This window comes from Aquimarina besae, from assembly GCF_042434905.1.
Lineage (GTDB): Bacteria > Bacteroidota > Bacteroidia > Flavobacteriales > Flavobacteriaceae > Aquimarina.
In genome coordinates this window covers 771,994-796,018 of the sequence record NZ_CP170199.1, presented here as the reverse complement: position 1 = coordinate 796,018, position 24,025 = coordinate 771,994, and the positions used below count along the sequence as shown (strand labels likewise).

20 protein-coding genes are annotated in these 24,025 nt (G+C 35.0%); 11 read left to right on the top strand and 9 right to left on the bottom strand.

Translation table 11 applies throughout. The features are described 5' to 3' along the window. Positions 1 to 115: 115 nt before the first annotated feature. Together brnQ and ACE94K_RS03465 are read left to right on the top strand one after the other, a co-directional pair. Positions 116 to 1,393, top strand: coding sequence for a branched-chain amino acid transport system II carrier protein (brnQ, locus tag ACE94K_RS03470; protein ID WP_378179996.1), 1,278 nt, complete (start codon positions 116 to 118; stop codon positions 1,391 to 1,393). A gap of 123 nt (positions 1,394 to 1,516) precedes the next feature. After that, positions 1,517 to 2,857 carry a cytochrome-c peroxidase gene (locus ACE94K_RS03465; RefSeq protein WP_378179994.1) on the top strand — a complete coding sequence of 447 codons (1,341 nt, stop codon included), beginning with the start codon at positions 1,517 to 1,519 and terminating at the stop codon, positions 2,855 to 2,857. Here ACE94K_RS03465 and ACE94K_RS03460 read toward each other — a convergent pair. Then, positions 2,854 to 3,237, bottom strand: coding sequence for a VOC family protein (locus ACE94K_RS03460; protein WP_378179991.1), 384 nt, complete (start codon positions 3,235 to 3,237; stop codon positions 2,854 to 2,856). The two genes, ACE94K_RS03465 and ACE94K_RS03460, sit on opposite strands and share 4 nt — an antisense overlap. A 138-nt stretch (positions 3,238 to 3,375) precedes the next feature. Then, positions 3,376 to 4,671, bottom strand: coding sequence for an aminopeptidase P N-terminal domain-containing protein (locus tag ACE94K_RS03455; protein ID WP_378179988.1), 1,296 nt, complete (start codon positions 4,669 to 4,671; stop codon positions 3,376 to 3,378). Positions 4,672 to 4,806: 135 nt separating this feature from the next. Here ACE94K_RS03455 and ACE94K_RS03450 point away from each other — a divergent pair, with 135 nt between their 5' ends. The 5 genes from ACE94K_RS03450 (at position 4,807) to ACE94K_RS03430 (ending at position 12,154) form a co-directional block, all read left to right on the top strand. Then, positions 4,807 to 7,659: a glycosyl hydrolase gene (locus tag ACE94K_RS03450; protein ID WP_378179985.1), complete on the top strand. Its 2,853-nt coding sequence runs from the start codon at positions 4,807 to 4,809 to the stop codon at positions 7,657 to 7,659. A gap of 100 nt (positions 7,660 to 7,759) precedes the next feature. After that, positions 7,760 to 9,439 (top strand): helix-turn-helix domain-containing protein, encoded by a 1,680-nt coding sequence (locus ACE94K_RS03445; RefSeq protein WP_378179983.1) that lies wholly within the window; start codon positions 7,760 to 7,762, stop codon positions 9,437 to 9,439. 94 nt (positions 9,440 to 9,533) lie between these two features. Continuing rightward, on the top strand, positions 9,534 to 10,088 hold the full coding sequence (locus ACE94K_RS03440) for a hypothetical protein (protein WP_378179980.1): 555 nt from the start codon (positions 9,534 to 9,536) through the stop codon (positions 10,086 to 10,088). Between the two features lie 175 nt (positions 10,089 to 10,263). Next, complete coding sequence (locus ACE94K_RS03435) at positions 10,264 to 10,659, top strand: DUF2721 domain-containing protein (protein ID WP_378179977.1); 396 nt, start codon at positions 10,264 to 10,266, stop codon at positions 10,657 to 10,659. A 43-nt stretch (positions 10,660 to 10,702) separates the two neighbouring features. Next, positions 10,703 to 12,154, top strand: a complete 1,452-nt coding sequence (locus tag ACE94K_RS03430; RefSeq protein ID WP_378179973.1) for a PAS domain-containing protein — start codon at positions 10,703 to 10,705, stop codon at positions 12,152 to 12,154. Positions 12,155 to 12,218: 64 nt separating this feature from the next. On the opposite strand, the gene pyk is transcribed toward ACE94K_RS03430, so the two are convergent. The 5 genes from pyk to ACE94K_RS03405 all read right to left on the bottom strand — a co-directional run bounded on the left by pyk (position 12,219) and on the right by ACE94K_RS03405 (position 16,580). Next, a complete protein-coding gene (pyk, locus tag ACE94K_RS03425; protein WP_378179970.1) occupies positions 12,219 to 13,646 on the bottom strand; it encodes a pyruvate kinase in 1,428 nt (475 codons plus the stop codon). Beyond that, on the bottom strand, positions 13,646 to 14,137 hold the full coding sequence (locus ACE94K_RS03420; RefSeq protein ID WP_378179967.1) for an IPExxxVDY family protein: 492 nt from the start codon (positions 14,135 to 14,137) through the stop codon (positions 13,646 to 13,648). Before ACE94K_RS03420 ends, pyk begins: the two co-directional genes overlap by 1 nt. 198 nt (positions 14,138 to 14,335) lie before the next feature. Beyond that, a complete protein-coding gene (rnc, locus tag ACE94K_RS03415) occupies positions 14,336 to 15,073 on the bottom strand; it encodes a ribonuclease III (protein ID WP_378179964.1) in 738 nt (245 codons plus the stop codon). A gap of 2 nt (positions 15,074 to 15,075) precedes the next feature. Beyond that, positions 15,076 to 16,329: a beta-ketoacyl-ACP synthase II gene (gene fabF, locus ACE94K_RS03410; RefSeq protein WP_378179961.1), complete on the bottom strand. Its 1,254-nt coding sequence runs from the start codon at positions 16,327 to 16,329 to the stop codon at positions 15,076 to 15,078. 17 nt (positions 16,330 to 16,346) lie between these two features. Further along, positions 16,347 to 16,580, bottom strand: a complete 234-nt coding sequence (locus ACE94K_RS03405; RefSeq protein WP_027394586.1) for an acyl carrier protein — start codon at positions 16,578 to 16,580, stop codon at positions 16,347 to 16,349. A 178-nt stretch (positions 16,581 to 16,758) separates the two neighbouring features. Between ACE94K_RS03405 and purN the strand changes: the two genes are divergently transcribed. Together purN and ACE94K_RS03395 are read left to right on the top strand one after the other, a co-directional pair. Beyond that, the gene (gene purN, locus ACE94K_RS03400) at positions 16,759 to 17,337 is read left to right on the top strand and encodes a phosphoribosylglycinamide formyltransferase (protein ID WP_378179957.1); all 579 of its coding nucleotides are present in this window, start codon (positions 16,759 to 16,761) and stop codon (positions 17,335 to 17,337) included. A 188-nt stretch (positions 17,338 to 17,525) separates the two neighbouring features. Next, positions 17,526 to 18,161: a viroplasmin family protein gene (locus ACE94K_RS03395; RefSeq protein WP_378179954.1), complete on the top strand. Its 636-nt coding sequence runs from the start codon at positions 17,526 to 17,528 to the stop codon at positions 18,159 to 18,161. Between the two features lie 100 nt (positions 18,162 to 18,261). Here the strand turns inward: ACE94K_RS03395 and ACE94K_RS03390 are convergent, their stop codons facing one another. Then, complete coding sequence (locus tag ACE94K_RS03390; protein ID WP_378179949.1) at positions 18,262 to 19,332, bottom strand: matrixin family metalloprotease; 1,071 nt, start codon at positions 19,330 to 19,332, stop codon at positions 18,262 to 18,264. A gap of 240 nt (positions 19,333 to 19,572) precedes the next feature. Further along, entirely contained in the window at positions 19,573 to 20,652 is a 1,080-nt protein-coding gene (locus tag ACE94K_RS03385; protein WP_378179945.1) for a matrixin family metalloprotease, read from the bottom strand. Between the two features lie 311 nt (positions 20,653 to 20,963). Between ACE94K_RS03385 and ACE94K_RS03380 the strand changes: the two genes are divergently transcribed. Then, the gene (locus ACE94K_RS03380) at positions 20,964 to 21,890 is read left to right on the top strand and encodes a PfkB family carbohydrate kinase (protein WP_378179942.1); all 927 of its coding nucleotides are present in this window, start codon (positions 20,964 to 20,966) and stop codon (positions 21,888 to 21,890) included. Between the two features lie 100 nt (positions 21,891 to 21,990). Next, positions 21,991 to 23,889 carry an amidophosphoribosyltransferase gene (locus tag ACE94K_RS03375; RefSeq protein WP_378179939.1) on the top strand — a complete coding sequence of 633 codons (1,899 nt, stop codon included), beginning with the start codon at positions 21,991 to 21,993 and terminating at the stop codon, positions 23,887 to 23,889. Positions 23,890 to 24,025: the final 136 nt, after the last annotated feature.

Here is a 24,025-nt window from a genome sequence, read left to right as displayed (position 1 = left end):
GAAATTTTATATTTCGACTTTTTTGATAAGATCAGTTTAATACCACTTGTTGTTTGAATTTACTTTTCCAATAATTTCAAATGGCAAACGGTATAAGTAATATAAACGTAACCAAATGCGATTTAATAAAGAAACTTTTATCACAGGATTTGCTTTGTTCTCTATGTTTTTTGGAGCAGGTAACTTGATTTTACCTCCTAATCTTGGCTTCAAAGCAGGCGATATGTGGTTATGGGTAGCTATCGGTTTTGTGATCTCAGCAGTGGTGCTTCCGCTACTTGGAATTTTTGCGCACGCACGACTACAAGGCACTATGCTGGATTTCGGAAAAAAGGTTTCGCCGGTATTTAGTCTAGTCTATTGTGTGATAGTATATGCGATTTCAATTACGTTACCATCACCAAGAACAGCTTCAGTTACTCACGAGATGGCGATACAACCTTTTTTTGGTACGGGGTCTTTGCTAACCAGTGGTATATATTTTGGTCTGGTATTATTTTTTGTACTGAATCGGTCAAAGATCCTAAATATTATAGGAAAGTTTCTTACCCCTATAATTTTTATGGTAATCCTAAGTATCATTTGCATTGGGGTTTTTGCGACACATCCTCCAATGAATAGTTCTGTTTTTGATACTCCCATTATTGATGGTTTGTTAGAGGGGTATCAAACATTTGATGCAATCGGAGCTGTGGTAGTTGGAGGTGTGATTATCATTTCGCTTCAATTAAAAGGGAAAAAAGATTTTGAAGAAAATAAAACACTTATACGTAATTCTGGAATTATTGCCGGGATAGGACTGTTTATAGTATATGCAGGGTTAATCTATACTGGAGCATTATATAATGCTGATTTTGAAAGAAGTATAAGCAGAACCGGATTATTATCCGGATTAAGTCTGAAAACTTTAGGAAACATCGGAAGCACTTTTTTAAGTGTACTAGTTTCTTTAGCGTGCTTTACCACTGCAGTCGGCATCGTGACCGGAACATCCGATTTTATAAAAGGTTTATTAAGAAATTCTCAACAAGCTTATGTGATTACGGCTGTTGTTGGTTGTGTTTTGGGCGTAGCAATGGGGCAATTAGATGTACACGATATCATTGTAGTGGCAGTACCTGCTTTGATGTTTATTTATCCAATTACGATTATATTGATCATACTTAATGTTTTACCAGAAAAATTTACTTCTTCATTCGTTTTTAGAACTGTTGTAATCATTACGGTATTATTTAGTTTTCCGGATTTTTTAGCATCTATTGGTTTTGGGAGTCAAGTAGAACCGATTTTAGCGCAGATTCCTTTAGGAAAACATAGTTTAGCGTGGGTACTTCCGGCTGTTTTTGGATTTATTTCTAGTAATATTTTTATTAAATTCTTTAAATCTAAATAGATTTTGATGTTTTTAAAGAGTAAAAATTGTATGGTATAACCTTTTTTTGCTAAATTCGCATTTTAACATTTTGTTAAGAGTGTTAAATTTTGGGATTTTATGAACAACGGGAAAACAACGCCAATGAAAAAACTATTACTAACAGCAATTACAGGGATTTTACTAATTTCCTGTACTAAGGACGATTATATTCCGATTACTTCTGATTTAGATGCAGAATTATTGGGTGTATTAGATGCATCATCTAATGGAGAAGGAGCAGCATTTTTTGTATTACCAGAAAGTGATGACTTTCTTAGTATTCCACAAGATCCGTTAAATCCAATTACGGCAGAAAAAGTTACTTTAGGAAAATTATTGTTACACGAGACAGCTACAGGTGGAAATCCAAAAATAGCTGAGATGAATAACACATATTCTTGTGCCTCTTGTCATCAGGCAGCAGCTGGTTTTGCTGCTGGAGTACGACAAGGAATTGGAGAGTGTGGTATTGGTTTTGGAATACGAGGAGAAGAAAGAATCGTAAACGCTTCAGTTCCTAGAGATTCTGTAGATGTACAACCTATAAAATCACCAACTATCTTAAACGTTGCCTACCAGGATGTGATGCTTTGGAACGGACAATTTGGAGGAACAGGAACCAATGCCGGAACAGAATCCAGTTGGACCAATATTCAGGAAAACTTTTTAGGATTTCAAGGAATAGAGGTGCAAGCTATTAAAGGACAAGGCGTACACAGATTACAAATAGATGCAGAGTTTGTGAATAGGTTTGGATATAAAGCACTGTTTGATGCTGCATTTCCTGATGTTGCAGAAAATGAGAGATATACAAAAAATAATGCGGCTTTGGCAATTGCGGCTTACGAGAGAACATTATTGGCCAATAGATCTCCTTGGCAGAATTGGTTAAAAGGAAATAACAATGCATTAAGCGATGTAGAGAAAAAAGGAGCGATTGCTTTCTTTGGAAAAGGAAAATGTTATGAATGTCATACAGGACCTGCATTAAATGATACTGGATTTTATGCTTTTGGCATGGGAGATTTTAATGACACTAATGATGCTATGCTGCTATCTGATGTCAATATGGAAAATGTCAAGAGAGGTAGAGGTGCCTTTACTAATAATCCAGCGGATAATTTTAAGTTTAAAACACCAACATTATATAACTTGGTAGATAGTGGTTTTTACGGTCACGGAGGAACATTTACTTCGGTAAAAGAGGTGATATCCTATAAAAATCAGGGAACTCCTCAAAACACGGAAGTACCAGTCGGAAATCTGGCGTCCCAATTCGGAACGATTAATCTAACAGAAGAAGAAATAGACAATATGACTTCTTTTATTGAGAAAAGTTTAAGGGATCCCGAATTAACAAGATATGTACCTGGGGCTATCAATTCCGGAAATTGTTTCCCAAATAACGACGATACATCCAGAGCGGATTTAGGATGTGATTAATGTAAGGTTGCGATCCACCACGTATTCCCATAAGGATCTTTAAAACCGGCGGCGCGAGCCCCATCATCCTCATTTATGGGTTGCATAAGTGATATGGCTCCTGCATCTAGCGCATCATAATAGGTTTGATCGGTATCTTTTACATATACATACATAGAGGTAGGTTGAGCTGGATACGTTTTGGAGGCTTCTGTTATCATTATAGTGGCGTCTCCTATCATTACCTCAGAGTGTTCAATTTTATAGGTAGTATCCACCTTACGGATCATTTCTTGTGCGTTGAATATTTTTCTTATAAAATCAATAAAATCCTCTGCGTTTTTGACAACCAAATAAGGCATTGCTTGTTGGTGGCCTGCTGTAATTTTCATTCGCTGCATTACAATTCTTTAACGTTTTGCTATGCAACGATAAAAAGATGATAAATATTCTATAAAATTTCTGAAAATGGTCATAAAAAAACCTGATACTTTTTAAAGTTATCAGGTTTTTTTATCACTTACGTATATGAAATTGGTCTATGACTGGTTCATTAATTCTTCTATTTCTTCTGCTTCAATAGGAATATTTGCCATAAGATTAAAGGGCGCTCCTTTTTCTTGTATGACTACATCATCTTCTAGTCTGATTCCAAATCCCTCATCGGGAATATAAATTCCTGGCTCTACAGTAAAGACCATATTGGCTTGTATCGGTTCTGTAAGGATACCATAATCGTGTGTATCCAACCCGATATGATGAGAGGTACCGTGCATAAAATACTTTTTATAAGCCGGCCAGTCGGGATCTTCATTTTGAATATCGGCTTTATCGATAAGTCCAAGCCCCAATAGTTCTGAGGTCATTATTTTGCCAACTTCTACGTGATACTCCGCCCAAAGGGTTCCAGGCACTAGCATTTTGGTTGCTTCATTTTTCACTCGTAAAACCGCATCATAAACTGCTCGTTGTCGATCGCTAAATCTACCGGATACCGGTATAGTCCTGCTTAAGTCGCTAGAGTAATTGGCATATTCTGCAGCAACATCCATTAGTATTAATTCTCCTTCTTTACATTGTTGATTATTTTCTACATAATGCAATACATTGGCATTAGCACCACTGGCAATAATAGGTGTATAAGCAAAACCTTTAGAGCGATTATTGATGAACTCGTGTAATAACTCTGCTTCAATATTATATTCCCAAACACCAGGTTTTACAAAACCAAGCAACCTTCTAAATCCTTTTTCGGTGATATTACAAGCAGTTTGCATCAGATCAATTTCTATTGGATCCTTTACAGAACGGAGTCTTTGTAATATAGGATTGCTTTTGGCTACAGAATGAGCAGGGTATTTGGCTTTCCACCACTTGGTAAAACGATCTTCTCTGGTTTCTGTTTCCACACGTGATCTATAGTGTTCATTGGTATTTACATAAACCGTATCACACTGCGTCATAATCTCAAAAAATATTTTCTCCAGATCTTGCAACCAGTACACTGTTTTGATTCCAGAAGTTTCGAAAGCTTTTTCTTTGGTCAACTTTTCGCCTTCCCAAATAGCAATTAATTCACTAGTTTCTTTTAAAAATAATATTTCACGATGTTTTTTATTAGGAGCATCAGGAAACAACACCAATATACTTTCTTCTTGATCTACACCACTTAGATAAAAAATATCTCTATGCTGCTCAAACGGCATCGTGCTATCAGCACTAATAGGGTAGATATCATTACTATTGAAAACCGCAATGCTACTAGGCTTCATTTTAGCCATAAAGTTTTTTCGATTCTTTATGAAAAGATTTTTATCTATCGGTTGATATTTCATGGATTCTCGGTATTAGATGTGAATTATAGGATTCCAAAAATACTAAAGCTAAAAGGATGTATTGTTAAACAATATCTAAAAATTTTGACACTATTTTAGCATTCTATACTTTCAGCCAACTAAATTTCCATCGTAATGAAAATATACATCTCAACTTTTCTATTAGTATTTATTAATATTTCGATTTTTTCACAACAATCGGCGACTTCTGCTGAAGAAGTTCAAAAAGCATTATTACAAAAAGCACAACTAGAAAAATCATCTTTGGTAAAGAATGTTCCTTTTAAGAATATCGGACCCTCGGTGATGAGCGGACGTGTAGTAGATGTGGATGTAAATCCTGAAAACTCTACAGAATTTTATGTAGGATATGCTTCAGGGGGGTTGTGGTACACCAATAATAATGGAACCACTTTTGAATCGATATTAGACAATGCTGAAACGATCAATGTAGGGGATATTGCGGTTGATTGGAAAAACGAAACGATTTGGGTGGGTACCGGAGAAAATAATTCATCTAGATCGTCCTATCCAGGAACGGGAATTTTAAAGTCTAAAGATAAGGGTAAAAGATGGCAAAATATTGGATTAATTGATTCACACCATATTGGACGTATCATTATGAACCCTAATAATCCAGATGAGGTTGTAGTAGGGGTTACGGGTCATTTGTATTCTAAAAACGAGGAGAGAGGTGTGTATAAAACCACTAATGGAGGAGCAACTTGGGAAAAGACATTATTTATCAACAATGAAACAGGAATTATCGATGTTGCCTTTTCACCTGGCAATTTTAATATTATGTATGCTGCCGCTTGGGATAAGGACCGTAAAGCCTGGAATTTTGAGGGGAATGGATCGGGATCAGGTATATATAAAAGCACCGATGCAGGAAATACCTGGTCAAAGATTTCATTAGAAGGGAGTGGTTTTCCAACAGGAAATGGAGTTGGTAGAATAGGATTGGCGGTTTTTGATGAAAATACTGTATACGCTGTTCACGATAGCCAATTTAGAAGAGAAGAAAGTAAAAAAACAGAAAAAGGTACTGGGCTTACAAAAGATGATTTTAAGACTATGTCTGTTGACACGTTTCTGAATCTAGAAGACAAAAAATTGAACCGATATTTAAAAACCAACGGGTTTCAGGAAAAATATCGTGCTGAGAATGTGAAGCAAATGGTTAGAAGTGGTTCTGTAAAACCTATCGATCTTGCCAAGTATTTAGAAAATGCAAATGCAGCACTTTTTGACACTCCGGTAATTGGTGCAGAAGTGTATCGAAGTGACGACGGAGGAAAGAGTTGGAAAAAAACACACAAAGAATATTTGGATGACATCTTTTACAGTTACGGATATTATTTTGCTCAGATACAGGTTAATCCTGCTAACAAAGACCATATTTACATATCTGGGGTGCCTATTCTTAAATCAAAAGACGGTGGAAAAACATATAAAAGTATTAGTGCAGAAAATGTGCATGCAGATCATCACGCGCTTTGGATCAATCCTAAAAACCCAAATCATTTGATAAATGGTAACGATGGTGGTGTGAATATTACTTATGATGATGGTGAAAACTGGATCAAAGCGAATCAACCAAGTGTAGGGCAGTTTTATGCTATCAATGTAGATCATGAGAAACCTTATAATGTGTATGGAGGATTACAAGACAATGGAGTGTGGGTTGGTTCTGTAAATGCTAAAGAAGATGTGTCTTGGCATCAAAGCGGTCATTATCCCTGGGAAAGTATCATGGGAGGTGATGGGATGCAAGTGCAGATTGATAATCGGGATAGTAATATTGTATATACCGGGTTTCAGTTTGGAAATTATTTTAGATTGGATCGATCAACCGATGAGCAGACGTATATTCAACCAAAACACGAATTAGGAGAATCTCCATACCGATTTAATTGGCAAACACCTATTTTGTTATCTCCACATAATCAGGATATTTTGTATCTAGGAGGTAATAAATTAATGCGATCTATGAACCAAGGTGATGAGTGGACTGCAATTTCTGGGGATCTTACTAACGGAGGTAAAAAAGGTAATGTGGCATACGGTACATTGACTTCAATTTCTGAGTCAGTTTTTCAGTTTGGATTAATATATACGGGGAGTGACGATGGCTTGGTATATGTTACCAAAAATGCCGGGGGAGACTGGAGAAAGATTTCCGACAGTTTTCCAAAAGATCTCTGGGTATCTAGAGTTATCGCATCTACACACAGAAAAGAAAGAGTATATGTGAGCCTCAACGGATATCGACAAGATGAATTTACTCCTTATATCTATATGAGTGATGATTATGGACAAACCTGGGTTAATATTGGAAAAGGGTTACCAATATCTGCAGTCAATGTAATCAAAGAAGATCCCAAAAATGAAAATGTATTATACGTAGGAACGGATAATGGTGCATATGTTTCGTTAGATAGAGGGAAAAGCTGGCAAGCATTCTCTAAGGGAATACCTAATGTTGCAGTGCACGATATTGTTGTTCAACCCGAAGCCAATGATTTGTTATTAGGAACTCACGGTAGAAGTATTTATATAACCAACATTAAGCCTATACAAGATTTAAATGAAAAAGTACTTGCTTCTGGGTTATATTTATATGCATTGGAACCTATAAAAGCTTCACCTCGTTGGGGAAATTCCTGGAGCAAATGGCTAGATGCCTATGAACCATCAACAGAAATTAAATATTATGCTAAAAACTCTGGAGAAATATCTGTAAAGATTGTCACAGAAAGTGGAAAAACGCTTCAGGAGTTTACTACAGATGCTGATAAAGGATTGAATTACACTCCATATGATCTTACCATTTCTGATAAAGGTAGGAAAGCATTGTTAAAAGAATTTCCGGATGAGGATATTACAGAAAAGAAAAATGGTAAATATTATCTTCCTGTTGGAACATACGAAGTGCTTATTTCTGATGGCAAATTAACCGAAAAAGTTCCTTTAGAAATAAAATAAAGCATAAATCAAAATTTATTGCGTTTAGGATTAATGTACCTTTATGTAGACACAATCAATCTTTTTGTGTTACTTTATATAAAGTTTATTAACCAACGTAATGAAAATCAACCCATACAATACGGTGATCTTTCTAGGATGCCTGACGCTTGTTGTCATCGCATTGTGGAAGCTCTTTGTGTATTGGAAAAAAGATAAAACGTATCGGTTTTTTTATGGTTTTTTAGCAACCTCTAATCTTGTAATCATACAAGTATTGCTAATGGATTTTGGGTTTCATAAAACCCACTCCTGGATACTAGCATTTTTTATTCCTTTTCAATTTTTGGCACCGGTTTATTTTACAGCGTTTATTTGCTATTACTTAAAAAAGGAAGCAATCTACGATAGCAATAGAAATTACTTATTCCTGCCATTTATAGGTTTTTTCGTGCTATATACCATACTCAAAATCAACGTATTTTTGGATTATGCCTGGATTTCTAAAGAAGTTTTTACCATAATTCACACTGAAGTTGATGAGAACTCTGCACTCACTTTTAATATTATTCTTAGTATTTGGAACCTGATGATCATTCATAAATATGAAAGCACCATAGGCAGATTATCTTTTAATCAGGTAAAGAAAAAGACACATTGGATCAAGACGATTGTTGCTGTTTTTATTACGTTTAATATCATTTGGTTATTAACTATTATACTGTTTTTTATCAGAGAAGATATCAGTGGACATTTCCCATACTATCCCTACTGGATCTTATACGTATTGTTTTACTTTACCTTTTTATATTTAGGTTCAAAACATCTTAATGAAGTGGCAGAAAGAAAAGAATCCGAGGGAGATGCTGTTCAAAAAGCTATTGAAAATTTCAGAATGTCCGGACTGAATCATATGTTTTCTGAAGAAGAGTTAGAGTTAATTCATTACGACAAACCATCTCAGATTACAGGCATACTCAGCTATTTTTCTACTTCTTTATTCGACAAAAATAAACTTGAAGATGTGTTATGGGATATTGTAGAGAATTGCATAGCATATTTACAATTAGAAGATTGTATTATATATATTGTAGACGATGTAAAAAATGTGCTTGTTCAGAAAGCGGCTTTTGGTAATAAAAACCTTGGCGAGCGAAGTATACTAAGTCCGATAGAAATTTCTATGGGAGAAGGTATTGTTGGACAGGTTGCCGAGTCTGGAGAATACGAATGTGTTTATGATGTTACGTATGATGAGCGATATGTTGTGGATGATATTAGTAGAAAATCAGAATTAGCGGTTCCGATAATGATTGATGATAAGGTGATCGGAGTATTAGATTCTGAACACTCACAAGAAGGTTTTTTTAATGAACATCATATCCTGTTGTTTCAACTCATTGCTAAACTGACGGCCAAAAAACTGGCACAGATTAATATCAAGAATACAACAAACATCACCAATGACAATTTGTATTTTAAAGAACTTCATTTTTTGATGAAAGAAGCAAAGATATACAGGGATTCTAGTTTGGGACTGGAAAGTATATCCAAAATGCTTAAAATCAGCAGTAATTATTTATCTCAAATGATTAATAAATTAAGCGGAACAAATTTTTCGGATTACGTAAATAGTTTTCGTGTTGAAGACGCCAAGTCTAAACTAAAAAACCCCGAATTTGCAAATTACACGGTATTAGCTATTGGTTTAGAGGCTGGCTTTAATTCTAAATCTACTTTTTATAGCGCTTTTAAAAAACACACAGGTATTTCACCCAAAGAATATAGGGAATCCACTTAAATACTGTCCGGATTCTTTGAAATTCAAATTTTTCGGACATTTTCATTACGGCCAATTTCTAGGTTTGTTGTATTAATTTTTAAATCGTAAAAAAATGAACACAATGACAAATTTAGTGAGGCTTATTACTGTAGTAGTTTTATCTACAGTTATATTTTCTTGCGAAGGAGAAGATGGAGCTATTGGACCACAAGGAGAACAGGGGGAACAAGGCCCGCAAGGCGAGCAAGGAGAACCCGGAACAGCTAACGTAATGTATTCTGATTGGATAGACTCAGGATTTGAGAACAACATTACTGATGGTTTCGATGCATTTAATATCGACGCTCCAGAAATCACACAAGAAATTCTGGATACAGGTACTATTCTAGTATATGCCAGGAGTACAACCAATACAGTTTATCAGGTACCGGTTACATTTTATGGATCTTTAAATGAAAGCTATTTCTTTAGAGTTATTAACCCTGGAACACTGAATATCGGTGTAGAAGGAATAGATAGCAATAATATTGGCGAACCTTTCTTAAATAATGTTTTCAGATACATTATCATTCCAGGAGGAGTGGCCTTGAATAATGCACGTTCGACTGAAGATTTGGCAAATATGGGTTACAAAGAAATAATGACACTCTTTAATATTTCAGAATAACCCCTGGCATATACTTTTTATTATTTAGGATTTGTAGTAGTGAACAAGCTTGCCTTGTTCACTACTTTACTTTAGAATCTAAAGATTATGAAAAATAATTAATACATTATTTATTAGTAGGAAAGGAATCAAAGTATAAGTTTTACAGTAAATTAGTGTTCATAAAAAGTTTTCTATGACACTTACTATGAGCATTCCGGCATTGCTTTTTCCTGCAATATCATTGACTATGTTGGCATATAATGCAAGATATTTGGCGATTGCTGGCTTAATACGTCAATTGCATAAGGAGTATTTGAATACGCCATCAAAAAACACAGTGTTGCAAATCAAAAACTTAAGAAAGCGATTATGGTTGATAAGAAACATGCAAGCAATTGCAATTGTAAGTTTTCTTACCAGCGTAATCACTATGTTTTTGTTATATGTTGAGGAAAATGGTCTAGCAAATTTAATATTTGGAATAAGTTTGTTTGCACTAATGATTTCGCTGTGTTTGTCATTTGTTGAGGTTCAGATTTCTACAAAAGCACTTTCTATAAGGTTAGACAGAATTGAGGAAAACAATTAGAAATTCTTATATTGTTAGAATCATTTATTTTAACCAACTTTAAATGCTTAAGAATGAACTCTATAGTAATGTTCTGCAAGACTTCAATACAGGTTACTGGCAGTTACACAAAAACCCTTACAAAGAGGATTGGTCTGATAAGTTCTATGAGAATCTGGGATATACAAAAAAGGACATTCCATCCAATTTAGATTATTTTTTAGACGAGCTTGTTCATAAAGATGATGTAGATGTTTTTAGAGATAATTTCCTCAATTATCGTATAAATGGTTTAAACTTTAAGCAACATATTAGGATACTTAAAAAAAATGGAGAGTATCAATTGTTTCGATGCGCAACCAATGATGAATTGCGGGTAAATATCAAAATAGAAGGATATTTTCTGTTTTTCTTCGAAATAAAGCATGATCAAGAAGGAACACTCAAAAAAGATAATTTCTACTATCAAGAGACAGCTCAAATGACTTCTACAGGCAGTTGGCATGTAGATTTCCAAAAAAAAGAAAGTTATTGGGATTTCGAAACCTACAGAATATTAGAGTATCCGGAGGATTATAAGCCCTCTTTAAAACATTCAGCAAATTATTACGCAGAAGATTGTAGGCAACTGGCCGTAGATTGTTTTTTGAATTGCGCCATGATAGGCACACCATTTAATACCGAAATAAAAATGGTGACTGCAAACAACAGAGAGTTTTGGGCTCGAGCAATCGGAAAACCCATATATAATGAAGCTAAGGAGATTATAGGGATCAGAGGTGTTTTTCAGGATATTGATGATCTTAAAAGAAAAGAAATTAGGTTACAAAAATCAGTAGATATTATTGCAGCTCAAAACTCCAGACTGTTCAATTTTGCACATATCGTATCTCATAATCTTAGATCACACACCAGTAATTTGTCGCTTTTAGTTCAGCTTATAGAAGATGTTAATGATCCACAAGAAAAAGAAGAACTTATAAATGAGGTAAAGACAATTTCTGACAACTTAAATACCACAATAGAACATCTTAATGAAGTTGTAACCATACAAACCAACAATAAACAACAAAAAATTCCGGTAAAATTTAAAGATGCTTTACATCTGGTTGTGAATGGGATTAGTCATATGGTTAGTAATAGCAATTGCCAAATACGTTCGGATTTCACAGCACTAGAAGAGATTCGTTATATACCTGCCTATTTGGAAAGTATATTATTAAATTTAATTACCAATGCTATAAAGTACAAACATTCAGACAGGGATCCCATCATTAATATCAAATCCTACATAGACAAAGACAAGAAGTATCTAAAAGTTTCAGATAATGGAAGAGGAATTGATTTGACACTTTTTAAAGATAAAGTGTTCGGTATGTACAAGACTTTTCACTACAATGAAGATGCAGTGGGCATCGGATTGTTCTTAACAAAAAACCAGGTTGAATCTATGGGAGGTACCATCTCTATAGAGAGTGAAGTTCAAGTTGGGAGTACATTTACGATCGAATTTTGAATATTCAAAAAAGGCCAGATAAAATCCGGCCTGCTGTTTTGTCAATATTTTGATAAATAAATGTTTATGTTAGTGAAACTCTTAAGGTGTTAACCATTCCTTTTTCGGCTACGGGCATAGCAGCAAGGTTAATCAACATATCACCTTTTTCTACAAACCCACGTTCTAGTGCGAGATTATTAACGTCTTCCACGGTTTGGTCGGTACTAACGTATTTGTCATAATAAAATGCCTTAACACCCCAGAGAAGACTAAGCTGCGAAAGAATTCTTTTATTACTGGTAAAAACTAAAATATGTGCTCCCGGTCTCCAAGCTGATATTTGAAAAGCCGTATATCCACTATTGGTTAAAGTACAAATAGCTTTAGCATTGATATCATTGGCCATATGAGCAGCGTGATAACAAATTGATTTTGTAATAAACCGATTCGTTCTGATATGAGGAGGATTTTGGGGAACCTTTATCAAATCAGAATTCTCTACACTATTAATTATTTTGGTCATGGTTTCAATAACCTGCACAGGATATTTACCTACAGAGGTTTCTCCAGATAGCATCACGGCATCGGCTCCGTCCATTACTGAGTTGGCTACATCATTAACCTCTGCACGAGTAGGTGTTAAACTGTCGATCATAGTTTCCATCATTTGTGTAGCTATAATCACAGGTATTCTGGCTGTTTTAGCTTTTAAAACCAGTTTCTTTTGGATGAGTGGTACTTCCTGGGCAGGAATTTCTACTCCAAGGTCTCCTCTGGCTACCATTAAACCATCACAATACGCAACAATTTTATCGATATTTTCTACACCTTCCGGTTTTTCGATTTTCGCAACGATCGGGATTTTATGTTCACTATGCTCCTTGATCAAATCCTGTAATCCAATAAGATCCTGTGCGTGACGAACAAAAGACAATGCGATCCAGTCCACTTGTAAGCTACAAGCAAAAATTGCATCCTTCACGTCTTTTTCTGTAAGTGCGGGTAAAGAAATATTAGTATTTGGAAGATTCACCCCTTTTTTTGATCGCAGAGGTCCTCCTTGAATTACTTTGGCCTTAACCGTATCTTTATTATTAGATGAAACCACTTCAAAAATTAACTTTCCATCATCGAGTAAAACCCGTTCTCCTGATTTTACATCTTTTGGAAAATTAGTGTAGTTCATGTATACTTTTTCTGATGTACCTTCAAAAGGTTTACCGGTAACAAAATTAATAAGATCCCCGTCATTGACAATAATATCCCCTTTCATCACACCAACTCTTAATTTTGGCCCTTGCAAATCTGCTAAAATAGCCGCATTGTAACCGTGCGTTTCACTTAAATCACGTATCATTTTTACACGCTCTTTAACATCTTCATAGTCTGCGTGAGAAAAGTTAATTCTAAAAACATTTACACCTGCATCGAGCATATTCTTCAGCACTTCTTTGGTACTGGTAGCAGGGCCAAGTGTCGCCACTATTTTAGTTTTTTTGGTTTTAGGCATTATTCAAATATTAAATTATTCTTTGATTTAAGCTGCGTATAATCTACAACATACGCTGTAATGATTTGTGGAATAGCTAGCAACTTTGCAGTTAAGGATTTACCAGAAAATTGAGAAGTTTCAGTCTCTATCTTCAGGAAATAATCCACATTTTTCAATTCTGGGATTAAATGTCTGGTAACATAACTATCTTCTTCTTCTGCAAATAAACTGGCAGACGGTGAAGGCATGTTTTCAGTTTTTGTCCTATACTTATTTCCCAAAAGACTATACGTATTATATTGGAAATGATCGTGATACTGAAACAGCGGAAAACTTGCTGAATAGGTATCATATTCACATTTTATATCTTGTTTTTTTCTGAAAAGTCTAAGATCTACATATTTGTTTAACACAAAAGCCAATCGATAAGATGCTAATGAACAATGAATGGCAATGAGGTCATAATCATCATCCATTATAGTGTCTAAAACTAACCTTTGGATCGCCATCAGAAATTACATTTTTCCAGAATTATCGAGAAATATACAAATAAAATCTCCTTAGAAGTTTAATAAAACATAAAGATATTATACGAAAACGATTGAGTTAGTATCTTTTAGGACAGCTAAAACCAAAGAGCCAAGAAATTAACAATTTTTCAATCTATTAACACCTTTTTAGAGTAGATATAAAAGAAGGTTGATGATTTATGGGAAATTTATTTTTGACTGAAAAGCGAAATAAGCTCTTTTCGATGCCTTTTCTTCTGCCTTTTTCTTTGATGTTGCTCTTGCTTTTGCTACTACCTTTTCATCAATCCAAAGTTTTACCGCAAAATGCTTCATTTCGTCTTTTCCAGTATCCTCATAGATTTCATAATTAAAGTTCTTTTTCACTTTCTGACACCATTCTATTAATAAACTTTTGTAACTAATAATCTGTCCTTCTAAACTATCTATATCAACGTATGGATTGATAACTGCCTCGTGTATAAAGCGTTCACAATAAACAAAACCTCTGTCCAGATATATTGCTCCTATGAGAGCTTCAAATAAGTTTCCGTGGATATTGATCCCAAATTGAGATTTTGGGATGTTGGTGCGAACCAGATCAATCAACTTTAGATCTTTTCCTAGTTCGTTTAAATGCTTTCTACTAACTACCTTAGCACGCATTTTGGTAAGATATCCTTCGTTACCCTCAGGAACTTCTTTAAACAAATGCGCAGCAATAACGCTGCTTAGCATAGCATCACCAAGAAATTCCAATCTTTCGTAATTAACGGCATTTCCTTTTTTATCCTTTAGATTAAGAGATCTATGCGTAAAAGCTTTTTCGTAAGGAGCAATACTCTTTGGTTTAAACCCAAGAATATTTTGAATTTTGGAAAAAAAATTCCCGTTCTTTTCAGAGCGGGAATTTAATATGTTGCGAATAACACTCATTATTATTCGTCTAGTTTCTTAAATAATACACAAGCATTATGACCTCCGAAGCCAAATGTGTTACTCATCGCGTACGTAATATCACGTTTCTGAGCTTTGTTTAAAGTCAAATTTAACGTTGGATCTATGTTTTCATCCACTGTAGTGTGGTTAATTGTAGGGGGCACTAAACTATGCTGCATCGCCAAGATAGAAGCAATAGCTTCAATGGCTCCTGCAGCACCTAGCAGGTGTCCCGTCATAGATTTTGTTGAATTTATATTAATGTTAGGTGCGTGATCTCCAAAAACTTTGGTAATTGCTTTCAATTCTGCAACATCTCCTAATGGCGTAGATGTTCCATGAGTGTTTATAGCGTCTACTTGTTCTGGAGCTACACCTGCATCTTTTAAACAGTTAAGCATTACACGTTCTACACCTATCCCATCTGGATGTGGGGCCGTCATGTGATATGCATCACTAGACATTCCGCCTCCGACAACTTCAGCATAGATTTTAGCACCGCGAGCTTTCGCATGTTCATATTCTTCAAGAATAAGGGCTCCACCACCTTCTCCTAATACAAAACCATCTCTGGTTGCATCAAAAGGTCTGGAAGCGGATTCCGGACTTTCATTTCTTGTAGATAAGGCATGCATTGCATTAAATCCACCCATACCAGCAATGGTTACTGCTGCTTCACTTCCTCCGGTAACAATGATATCACAATGCCCTAAACGTATGTAGTTTAGCGCGTCAATCATAGAATTAGCTGATGAAGCACAAGCGGAAACCGTGGTATAGTTAGGTCCCATAAAACCATTTCTTATAGAAATATGACCAGGAGCGATATCTGCGATCATTTTAGGAATAAAGAATGGATTGAAACGTGGTGTTCCATTCCCATTGGCATAACCAATTACTTCTTCCTGAAAAGTTTCTAATCCACCGATACCAGCACCCCAGATTACACCAACTCTAAATTTGTCTACCTTTTCAAGGTCGAATCCAGCATCTTTTATTGCTTCTTCTGAAGAGACAATGGCATACTGCGCAAATTTATCAAGTTTACGTGCTTCTTTTCTATCAAAAAAGTCTTCGGGATTATAATTTTTGACTTCGCAAGCAAATTTAGTCTTGAAATGTTCGGTGTCAAAATAAGTAATGGGAGCGCAACCGCTCTTTCCATTTGCTAATCCATCCCAATATTCTTCAATATTGTTACCGATGGGCGTTAATGCCCCTAGTCCTGTGACTACAACTCGCTTAAGATTCATATTGTGTTGTGAAGTTATTACTTTGCGTCTTCAATATAAGATATTGCTTGACCAACTGTTGCAATGTTTTCAGCTTGATCATCTGGAATCTGAATATCGAATTCTTTTTCGAATTCCATAATCAATTCTACAGTGTCTAACGAATCAGCGCCTAGGTCATTTGTGAAGCTAGCTTCAGTTACAACCTCATTTTCGTCTACTCCTAATTTGTCAACGATTATCGCTTTTACTCTTGATGCAATGTCTGACATAATGTTTAATTTTAATTTTTTAATTAGGTCGCAAAAATAAAAAACTTTATTTTAAAACCCCACAATCCTCTAAAAATGTATTTGTATTTTATCAAATATATGGAAGTATTGGCTTTTTGCTGCCTAAAAATGGATAATAATTATTTTTTTTGTGCTCTCTAAATTAACAACTCTATCTATGAAGCGTATCATAATTTTTGCTTCCGGTTCTGGTACCAACGCCGAAAATATAATCAAATACTTTCAAAAACGAAAAAATGCAGAGGTAACACACGTGTTCTCTAACAACCTGCGTGCCAAAGTTTTAAAACGTGCTCATGACTTGAAAGTAAAGGCTTTACACTTTGATAAGGAATCTTTTTATCACTCTAACGATGTATTAAATATTTTGAAAGATGCACAACCAGATATCATAGTTTTGGCTGGATTCTTATGGATTTTCCCTAAAAAGATCATTGATGCTTTTCCTGACAAAGTAATTAATGTACATCCTGCATTGCTACCGAAATATGGTGGGAAAGGAATGTACGGAATGAATGTTCACGAAGCTGTGGTGCGTAATAAGGAAAAAGAAACGGGCATTACCATCCATTATGTGAACGAACATTACGATGAAGGAGCCATTATATTTCAGGCAAAAACACAAGTCTTTGATGATGACGCTGCAGACGATGTTGCAAAGGCTATTCATGAATTAGAATATAAACATTTTCCTGTCGTTATAGAAAAAGTATTGGGATTGAGAGATGAGATTTGAGAAAGTAAGTGAGTTTTTGCGAGGTTGAACAGTGAGAATTATTAGGGCGTTCGAGCGGGCTATACGCTATATCTTTTTATGTGTACCCTTCGAGAGCCTCAGGGCACACATAAAAAGGATGCCGCTACTATCCCTAACGCAAAACCATACATAGATCAATACCAACGATAAACGATTAACTAATAAGAATGGCTAAAAAGGAAAAATTTTATGTTGTCTGGGAAGGTCACAGACCGGGAATTTATACCAAATGGGATGATTGCAATGCAGCAGTAAAAGGATATGCGAACGCAAAATATAAGTCTTTTGAATCTTTTGATGTAGCAAAGAAAGCCTATAATGGAGATTATGAAGATTATAAAGGAAAAAGTAAATCAAAACCTTCTCTTACCAAAGAACAATTAGAAAAAATAGGAGAACCTAATTTATATTCTATCGCTGTAGATGCAGCTTCTAGTGGAAATCCGGGTAAAATGGAATATAGAGGTGTAGATACCCAGACAGAAAAACAGCTTTTTCATCAAGGGCCTTTTCCGCAAGGAACCAATAATATAGGTGAATTTTTAGCTTTGGTGCACGGATTAGCGTATCTAAAAAAGAAAGGTAGCGATAGAATTTTATATACAGATTCTAAAATTGCTATGGGTTGGGTTAGACAAAAAAACTGCAAAACCAAACTACAGCGCAACCCCAAAAACAAAGAAATGTTTGATCTTGTAGATCGGGCAATCATTTGGCTCAAGGAGAATAAATACACTACTAAAATAGTTAAATGGGAAACCAAAGCCTGGGGGGAAATCCCGGCGGATTTTGGCAGGAAATAAAATTGTGCTTCATACTAAGATGACGATATTGTTTACAAAAAAATGCCCTGGCTTTAGTCCAAGGCATTTTTAATCTATCTAATTTTAATTTATTACTTTTTTAAGCACCGCAAGCACCTAGATTACTCCATCCAGAGGCAGTTCTCTGATATAATGTTCCGTTATAAGTAACTTGATCTCCAACAGAATAAGAAGTGCTACCATTATATGATGCTACACCATCACATGGGTCAGTACTAACAGGGCCACAAGCTCCTAGATTGCTCCATCCTGTAGAAGTTCTTTGATATAAATCTCCATTGTAAGTAACTTGATCTCCAACAGAATATGATGTACTACCACTATATGGTGCTACACCAGCACATGGATCACCACTAGTATCAGGAAAAGGATAAATAGAACCAATAAATTCTTTGTCGGTTGCAGATAACTGACTATTAGAACCTACTCCAACGCCATCTAACGTATGCTCTGCAGGAATAGGATAGTGCATAATTGATAAAGGATCGTATTGACTATAATTAGTTATACTAGCTTCATAACGTCTAAAAAGGTTGTTGTCAACCTGTGCTCTTGTCCAATTATTTGGTGGTCCCGCATAATATGCATAAACAGCCTCTTTGTCCCAGTTGATTCCTGCTACTGGATTTTGGTGTTCGTGAATTAAACCAAGCGCATGTCCGAATTCGTGAATAGTAGTTCTTCTAAATTCTGAATCAGTGGTATTATCATTAAACCATCCAAAATGCATACTATGTGCATAATCATTAGAATCAGTTCCTAAATAGGACCATGAACCGGTTTCATTTGCATATTGACCTTCTCTAAAAGCAATTTTAATATTCGCACTGCTATTAGAAGAAACCCATTGAAATTTTAGATTAGCGTAATTTTCCCATTCTGCTGCATATTGTCTAACTTTAGATTGAACAAAGCTGCTTCCATTTAAAAATTTTATACGAATCGTTTGACCAGGATCCCATTGTACATCCTTAACACTGGTTGCTTTTGCTCCATAGGGCGAATCCCATTTTGCTATACATACATGAGCAACTTTTGCATGATCAATCTGATTCGATTCTAACACATCTTCTGTATCCTTTTCACAATTTGTAAGAGAAAACGAAACTAGGGTAGCCAGGGCAAGTCTAGCTAGCTTACTTTTTTTCATAATAGTTGAGTTTTGTTAAATATTTCATAAAATTAACAAAAATTTAATAGGAATGCAAGTTTTTAATAAAAAAAGTAAGGTTAAAGCATTTTGTAATTACGGTTTTTAGGTAATAAAATAGTATAGCTTCTTATCTAATTGTACGTGCAATGAGATTAAAATACCCTGAAGATGTTTTCTCAGGGTATTTTATTTTTCATTTAAATCAATTAATTGTCGTCAACTATCCGTTTGGGCATATTAGGCACCACAGGCTCCCAGATTACTCCAACTTCCGTTAGCTTCTAATTGGTATAGATTACCTTGGTACGTTACTTTATCTCCAGTAGAATAAGAAGCATTACCATTATATGGTGCTACACTAGCACAAGGGTCAGTATTAATAGAACTACATGCTCCCAGATTACTCCAACTTCCATTAGCTCCTAATTGGTATAGGTTACCTTGGTATGTTACTTTATCTCCAGCAGAATAAGAAACATTGTTATTATATTCCGAAACTCCATCACAGTTTCCTCCACCTGCTGTGGTACCTGGATAAATAGTAGCGATGAAAGATTTATCCGTTGCGGATAATTGAGTATTGTTACCTACGGCTATACCATCTAAAGTGTGTTCTGCAGGAATAGGGTAATGCATAATGGATAATGGATCATATTCACTATAGTTAGAAATATTGGCTTCATATCGTCTAAATAAATTGTGATCAACTTGTTCTCTTGACCAGTTATTTGGAGGTCCCGCGTAATATGCATAAACCGCTTCTTTGTCCCAATTGATACCTGCTACAGGATTTTGATGTTCGTGAATTAATCCAAGTGCGTGTCCAAATTCGTGTATGGTAGTTCTCCTAAATTCAGTATCACTTGTATTATCGTTAAACCAGCCAAAATGCATACTGTGAGGGTGGTTGTTAGAATCGGTTCCTAAATAAGACCAAGAACCGGTTTCATTGGCATATTGACCTTCTCTAAAAGCAATTTTAATGTTAGCACTGCTGTTAGAAGAAACCCATTCGAACTTTAGGTTTGCGTAGTTTTCCCATTCTACAGCATACTGCCTAACCTTAGATTGAACGAAGTTGCTTCCATTTAAGAATTTTATACGAATAGTTTGACCAGGTTCCCACTGTACATCCTTCACACTAGCTGCTTTCGAGTTATTTCCATCGGTGTTCCACTTTTCAATACATACATGAGGAGTTTTTGATGTCAGTTCTTGATTTGTGTCGAGGATGTCTTCATGGTCTTTTTCACAGTTAAATAAGGAAAGTGAAATTAAAGAGACCAAAACTAATTTAGTTAATTTGGATTGTTTCATAATTATGTTGAGTTTGCTATTATGTTATGTATAAACAGCTTGTATTGAATAAACCCTACTTTTTAAGCTATTTTAATGAAATGTGTTTATAACATTAACTAAAACATTAAATTTTATTTATTATAATTTTGTTTAAAAAATAGCTAGGATAGACTATTTTACTGGGTCTTTGTTAACAGGTCATATCTGTAAATTTTAGAACATAAGATCTAATAAATTCATAACAGTTTAAGTAGATGGTAAGTTTCTATTAATCTCTTTACTACTCAAAAGTAAAGCGTATATTTGCAAAAAAATTATACGCTATTTTTATGAGCAAATTATTGATTGTAGGCACTGTAGCCTTTGATGCTATTGAAACACCTTTTGGCAAAACAGACAAGATTTTAGGTGGAGCCGCAACGTACATAGGTCTTTCTGCAGCAAATTTTAATATCCATTCAGCCATAGTTTCTGTTGTAGGAGAAGACTTTCCAAAAGACTATCTTAAGATGCTTCAGGACAAGAACATAGACACTTCTGCCGTTGAGATTGTGAAAGGAGGAAAAACATTTTTCTGGAGTGGTAGATACCATAATGATCTGAATTCTAGAGACACCTTAGATACACAGTTGAATGTGCTAGCTGATTTTAATCCTGTAGTTCCTAATGAATATAAAGACGCAGAAATCGTAATGCTAGGAAATTTACATCCTTTGGTACAGTTGAGTGTTCTAGAACAAATGTCATCTAAACCAAAACTTGCTGTTTTGGATACGATGAATTTTTGGATGGATAATGCATTAGAAGACCTTATGAAAATTATTGCTAAGGTAGATGTCATAACCATCAATGATGAAGAAGCAAGACAGTTAAGTGGAGAGTATTCATTAGTCAAAGCTGCAAGAGCTATAGAAAAAATGGGTCCCAAATATATTGTGATTAAGAAGGGAGAACACGGAGCATTGTTATTTCATAATGGTCAGATTTTCTTTGCTCCTGCATTACCATTAGAAGAAGTATTTGATCCTACCGGAGCCGGAGACACTTTTGCAGGAGGATTTGCCGGATATTTAACAAAAACAGGAGACCTTTCTTTTGAGAATATGAAGAAAGCGATCATTCACGCTTCCAATCTAGCTTCTTTTTGTGTAGAAAAATTTGGAACAGAAAGAATGGAAAATCTAAAACGGGAAGAAGTTCAGAAAAGACTTCAGCAGTTCAGGGAACTAACCCAATTTGAAATTGAATTAACATAATAATAAATAATCAGCCCTGCTCGTTTTGAGTTAGGGCTTTTTTAATTAGCTATTATAAATTATACCTACGATAACACAACAATAGAATTTTTGGAATACAATGAGTGATGCCTTAAAACATGAATGCGGAATAGCATTTATAAGACTACTAAAACCACTGGACTATTATAAAGAGAAATACGGAAGTGCATTTTATGGAGTAAATAAAATGTACTTAATGATGGAAAAGCAGCACAATCGTGGACAGGATGGAGCTGGATTTGCAAGTATTAAATTAGATAGACCACCTGGAGAAAGATATATAAGTAGAGTTCGTTCAAGTGATTCTCAACCAATTCAGGATATATTTTCTCAAATTAATGATAGAATTAATAAGGAGTTGACTGAACATCCAGAATATGCAGATGATGTGGATTTACAGAAAAAACATATCCCATATATAGGAGAAGTTCTTTTAGGGCACGTTCGTTATGGTACATTTGGAAAGAATAGTGTAGAAAGCGTTCATCCGTTTTTGAGGCAAAATAACTGGATGCACCGTAATTTAATCGTAGCGGGTAACTTTAATATGACTAACAATGATGTACTGTTTGATAATTTAGTTCGATTGGGTCAGCACCCAAAGGATCATGTGGATACTGTTACTGTAATGGAAAAAATTGGTCATTTCTTAGATTCCGAAGTTGCTAAACTTTATAAAAAACTTAAAAAAGAAGGCTACAGTAAGGTAAATGCATCACCGCAGATAGTAGAAAGATTAAATGTTGCTAAAATTCTAAAGAAATCTTCAAAAGACTGGGACGGTGGATATGCCATGGCTGGAATGTTAGGGCACGGAGATGCTTTTGTGCTTAGAGATCCTGCGGGAATAAGGCCTGCGTATTACTATCATGATGATGAAGTGGTTGTGGTCGCTTCAGAAAGACCTGTAATACAAACAGTGTTTAATGTTCCTTTTGACAAAGTGATAGAATTGGACCCTGGAAAAGCTATAATCATTAAAAAAGATGGAAAGACATCTATACAAAGAATTATAGAGCCTTTAGAAAGAAAAGCATGTTCTTTTGAGCGTATATATTTTTCCAGAGGAAGTGATGCAGAAATTTATGAAGAACGAAAGAATCTTGGCAAGTTGATTATGCCACAGGTTTTAAAAGAAATTGATCACGACACTGTCAATACAGTATTTTCTTTTATACCTAATACAGCTGAAACTTCTTTTTATGGAATGGTAGAGGCAGCTCAGGACGAGCTAAACAAACAAAAAAATGAAACCATACTTTCTGAGAAAGAATCATTAACCGATGAGCGCTTATCAGAAATACTATCTGTCAGGCTTAGAACAGAAAAACTGGCAATAAAGGATGCTAAACTACGTACCTTTATTACAGAAGATAGTAGTAGAGATGATTTGGTAGCGCACGTATACGATGTTACCTATGGAGTAGTAAAGCCAGAAGATAATCTTGTGATTATAGATGATAGCATAGTAAGAGGAACTACTTTAAAAAAGAGTATCATAAAGATGCTCGATAGATTAAAACCAAAAAAGATAATTGTTGTTTCTTCGGCACCTCAGATTAGATATCCTGATTGTTATGGTATTGATATGGCAAGATTAGAAGGGCTTATTGCTTTTAAGGCATCTTTAGAACTACTAAAAGAGAATGGAAATTATGATTTAGTAGAACAGGTATATGAGAAATGTAAAGCACAAGAAAATCTTGCAGATGAAGAGGTTCAGAATTTTGTAAAAGAAATTTATGAAGGATTCACTGATCAGGAAATAAGTGATAAAATTGCAGAACTGTTAAGTGATGATACGGTGAATGCAGAGATAAAAATAATTTATCAAACCGTAGACAACTTGCATGTTGCTTGTCCTAAAAACTTGGGCGACTGGTACTTTACAGGGGATTATCCCACTGTAGGAGGAAACAGAGTAGTAAATAAAGCATTTATAAACTTTTTCGAAGGAAAAGATGAACGTGCATACTAAAAAACTAAAAATTTAGGTTGTTAAAATCAGTTAATTTGTGTATTTCAACAAGTATTTTAGCTTTTCATCTAAAACATTTTTACACAATGAAATAACGCATTATATTAGCAGAGCCATAGCATAAGTAGGTTAAGTT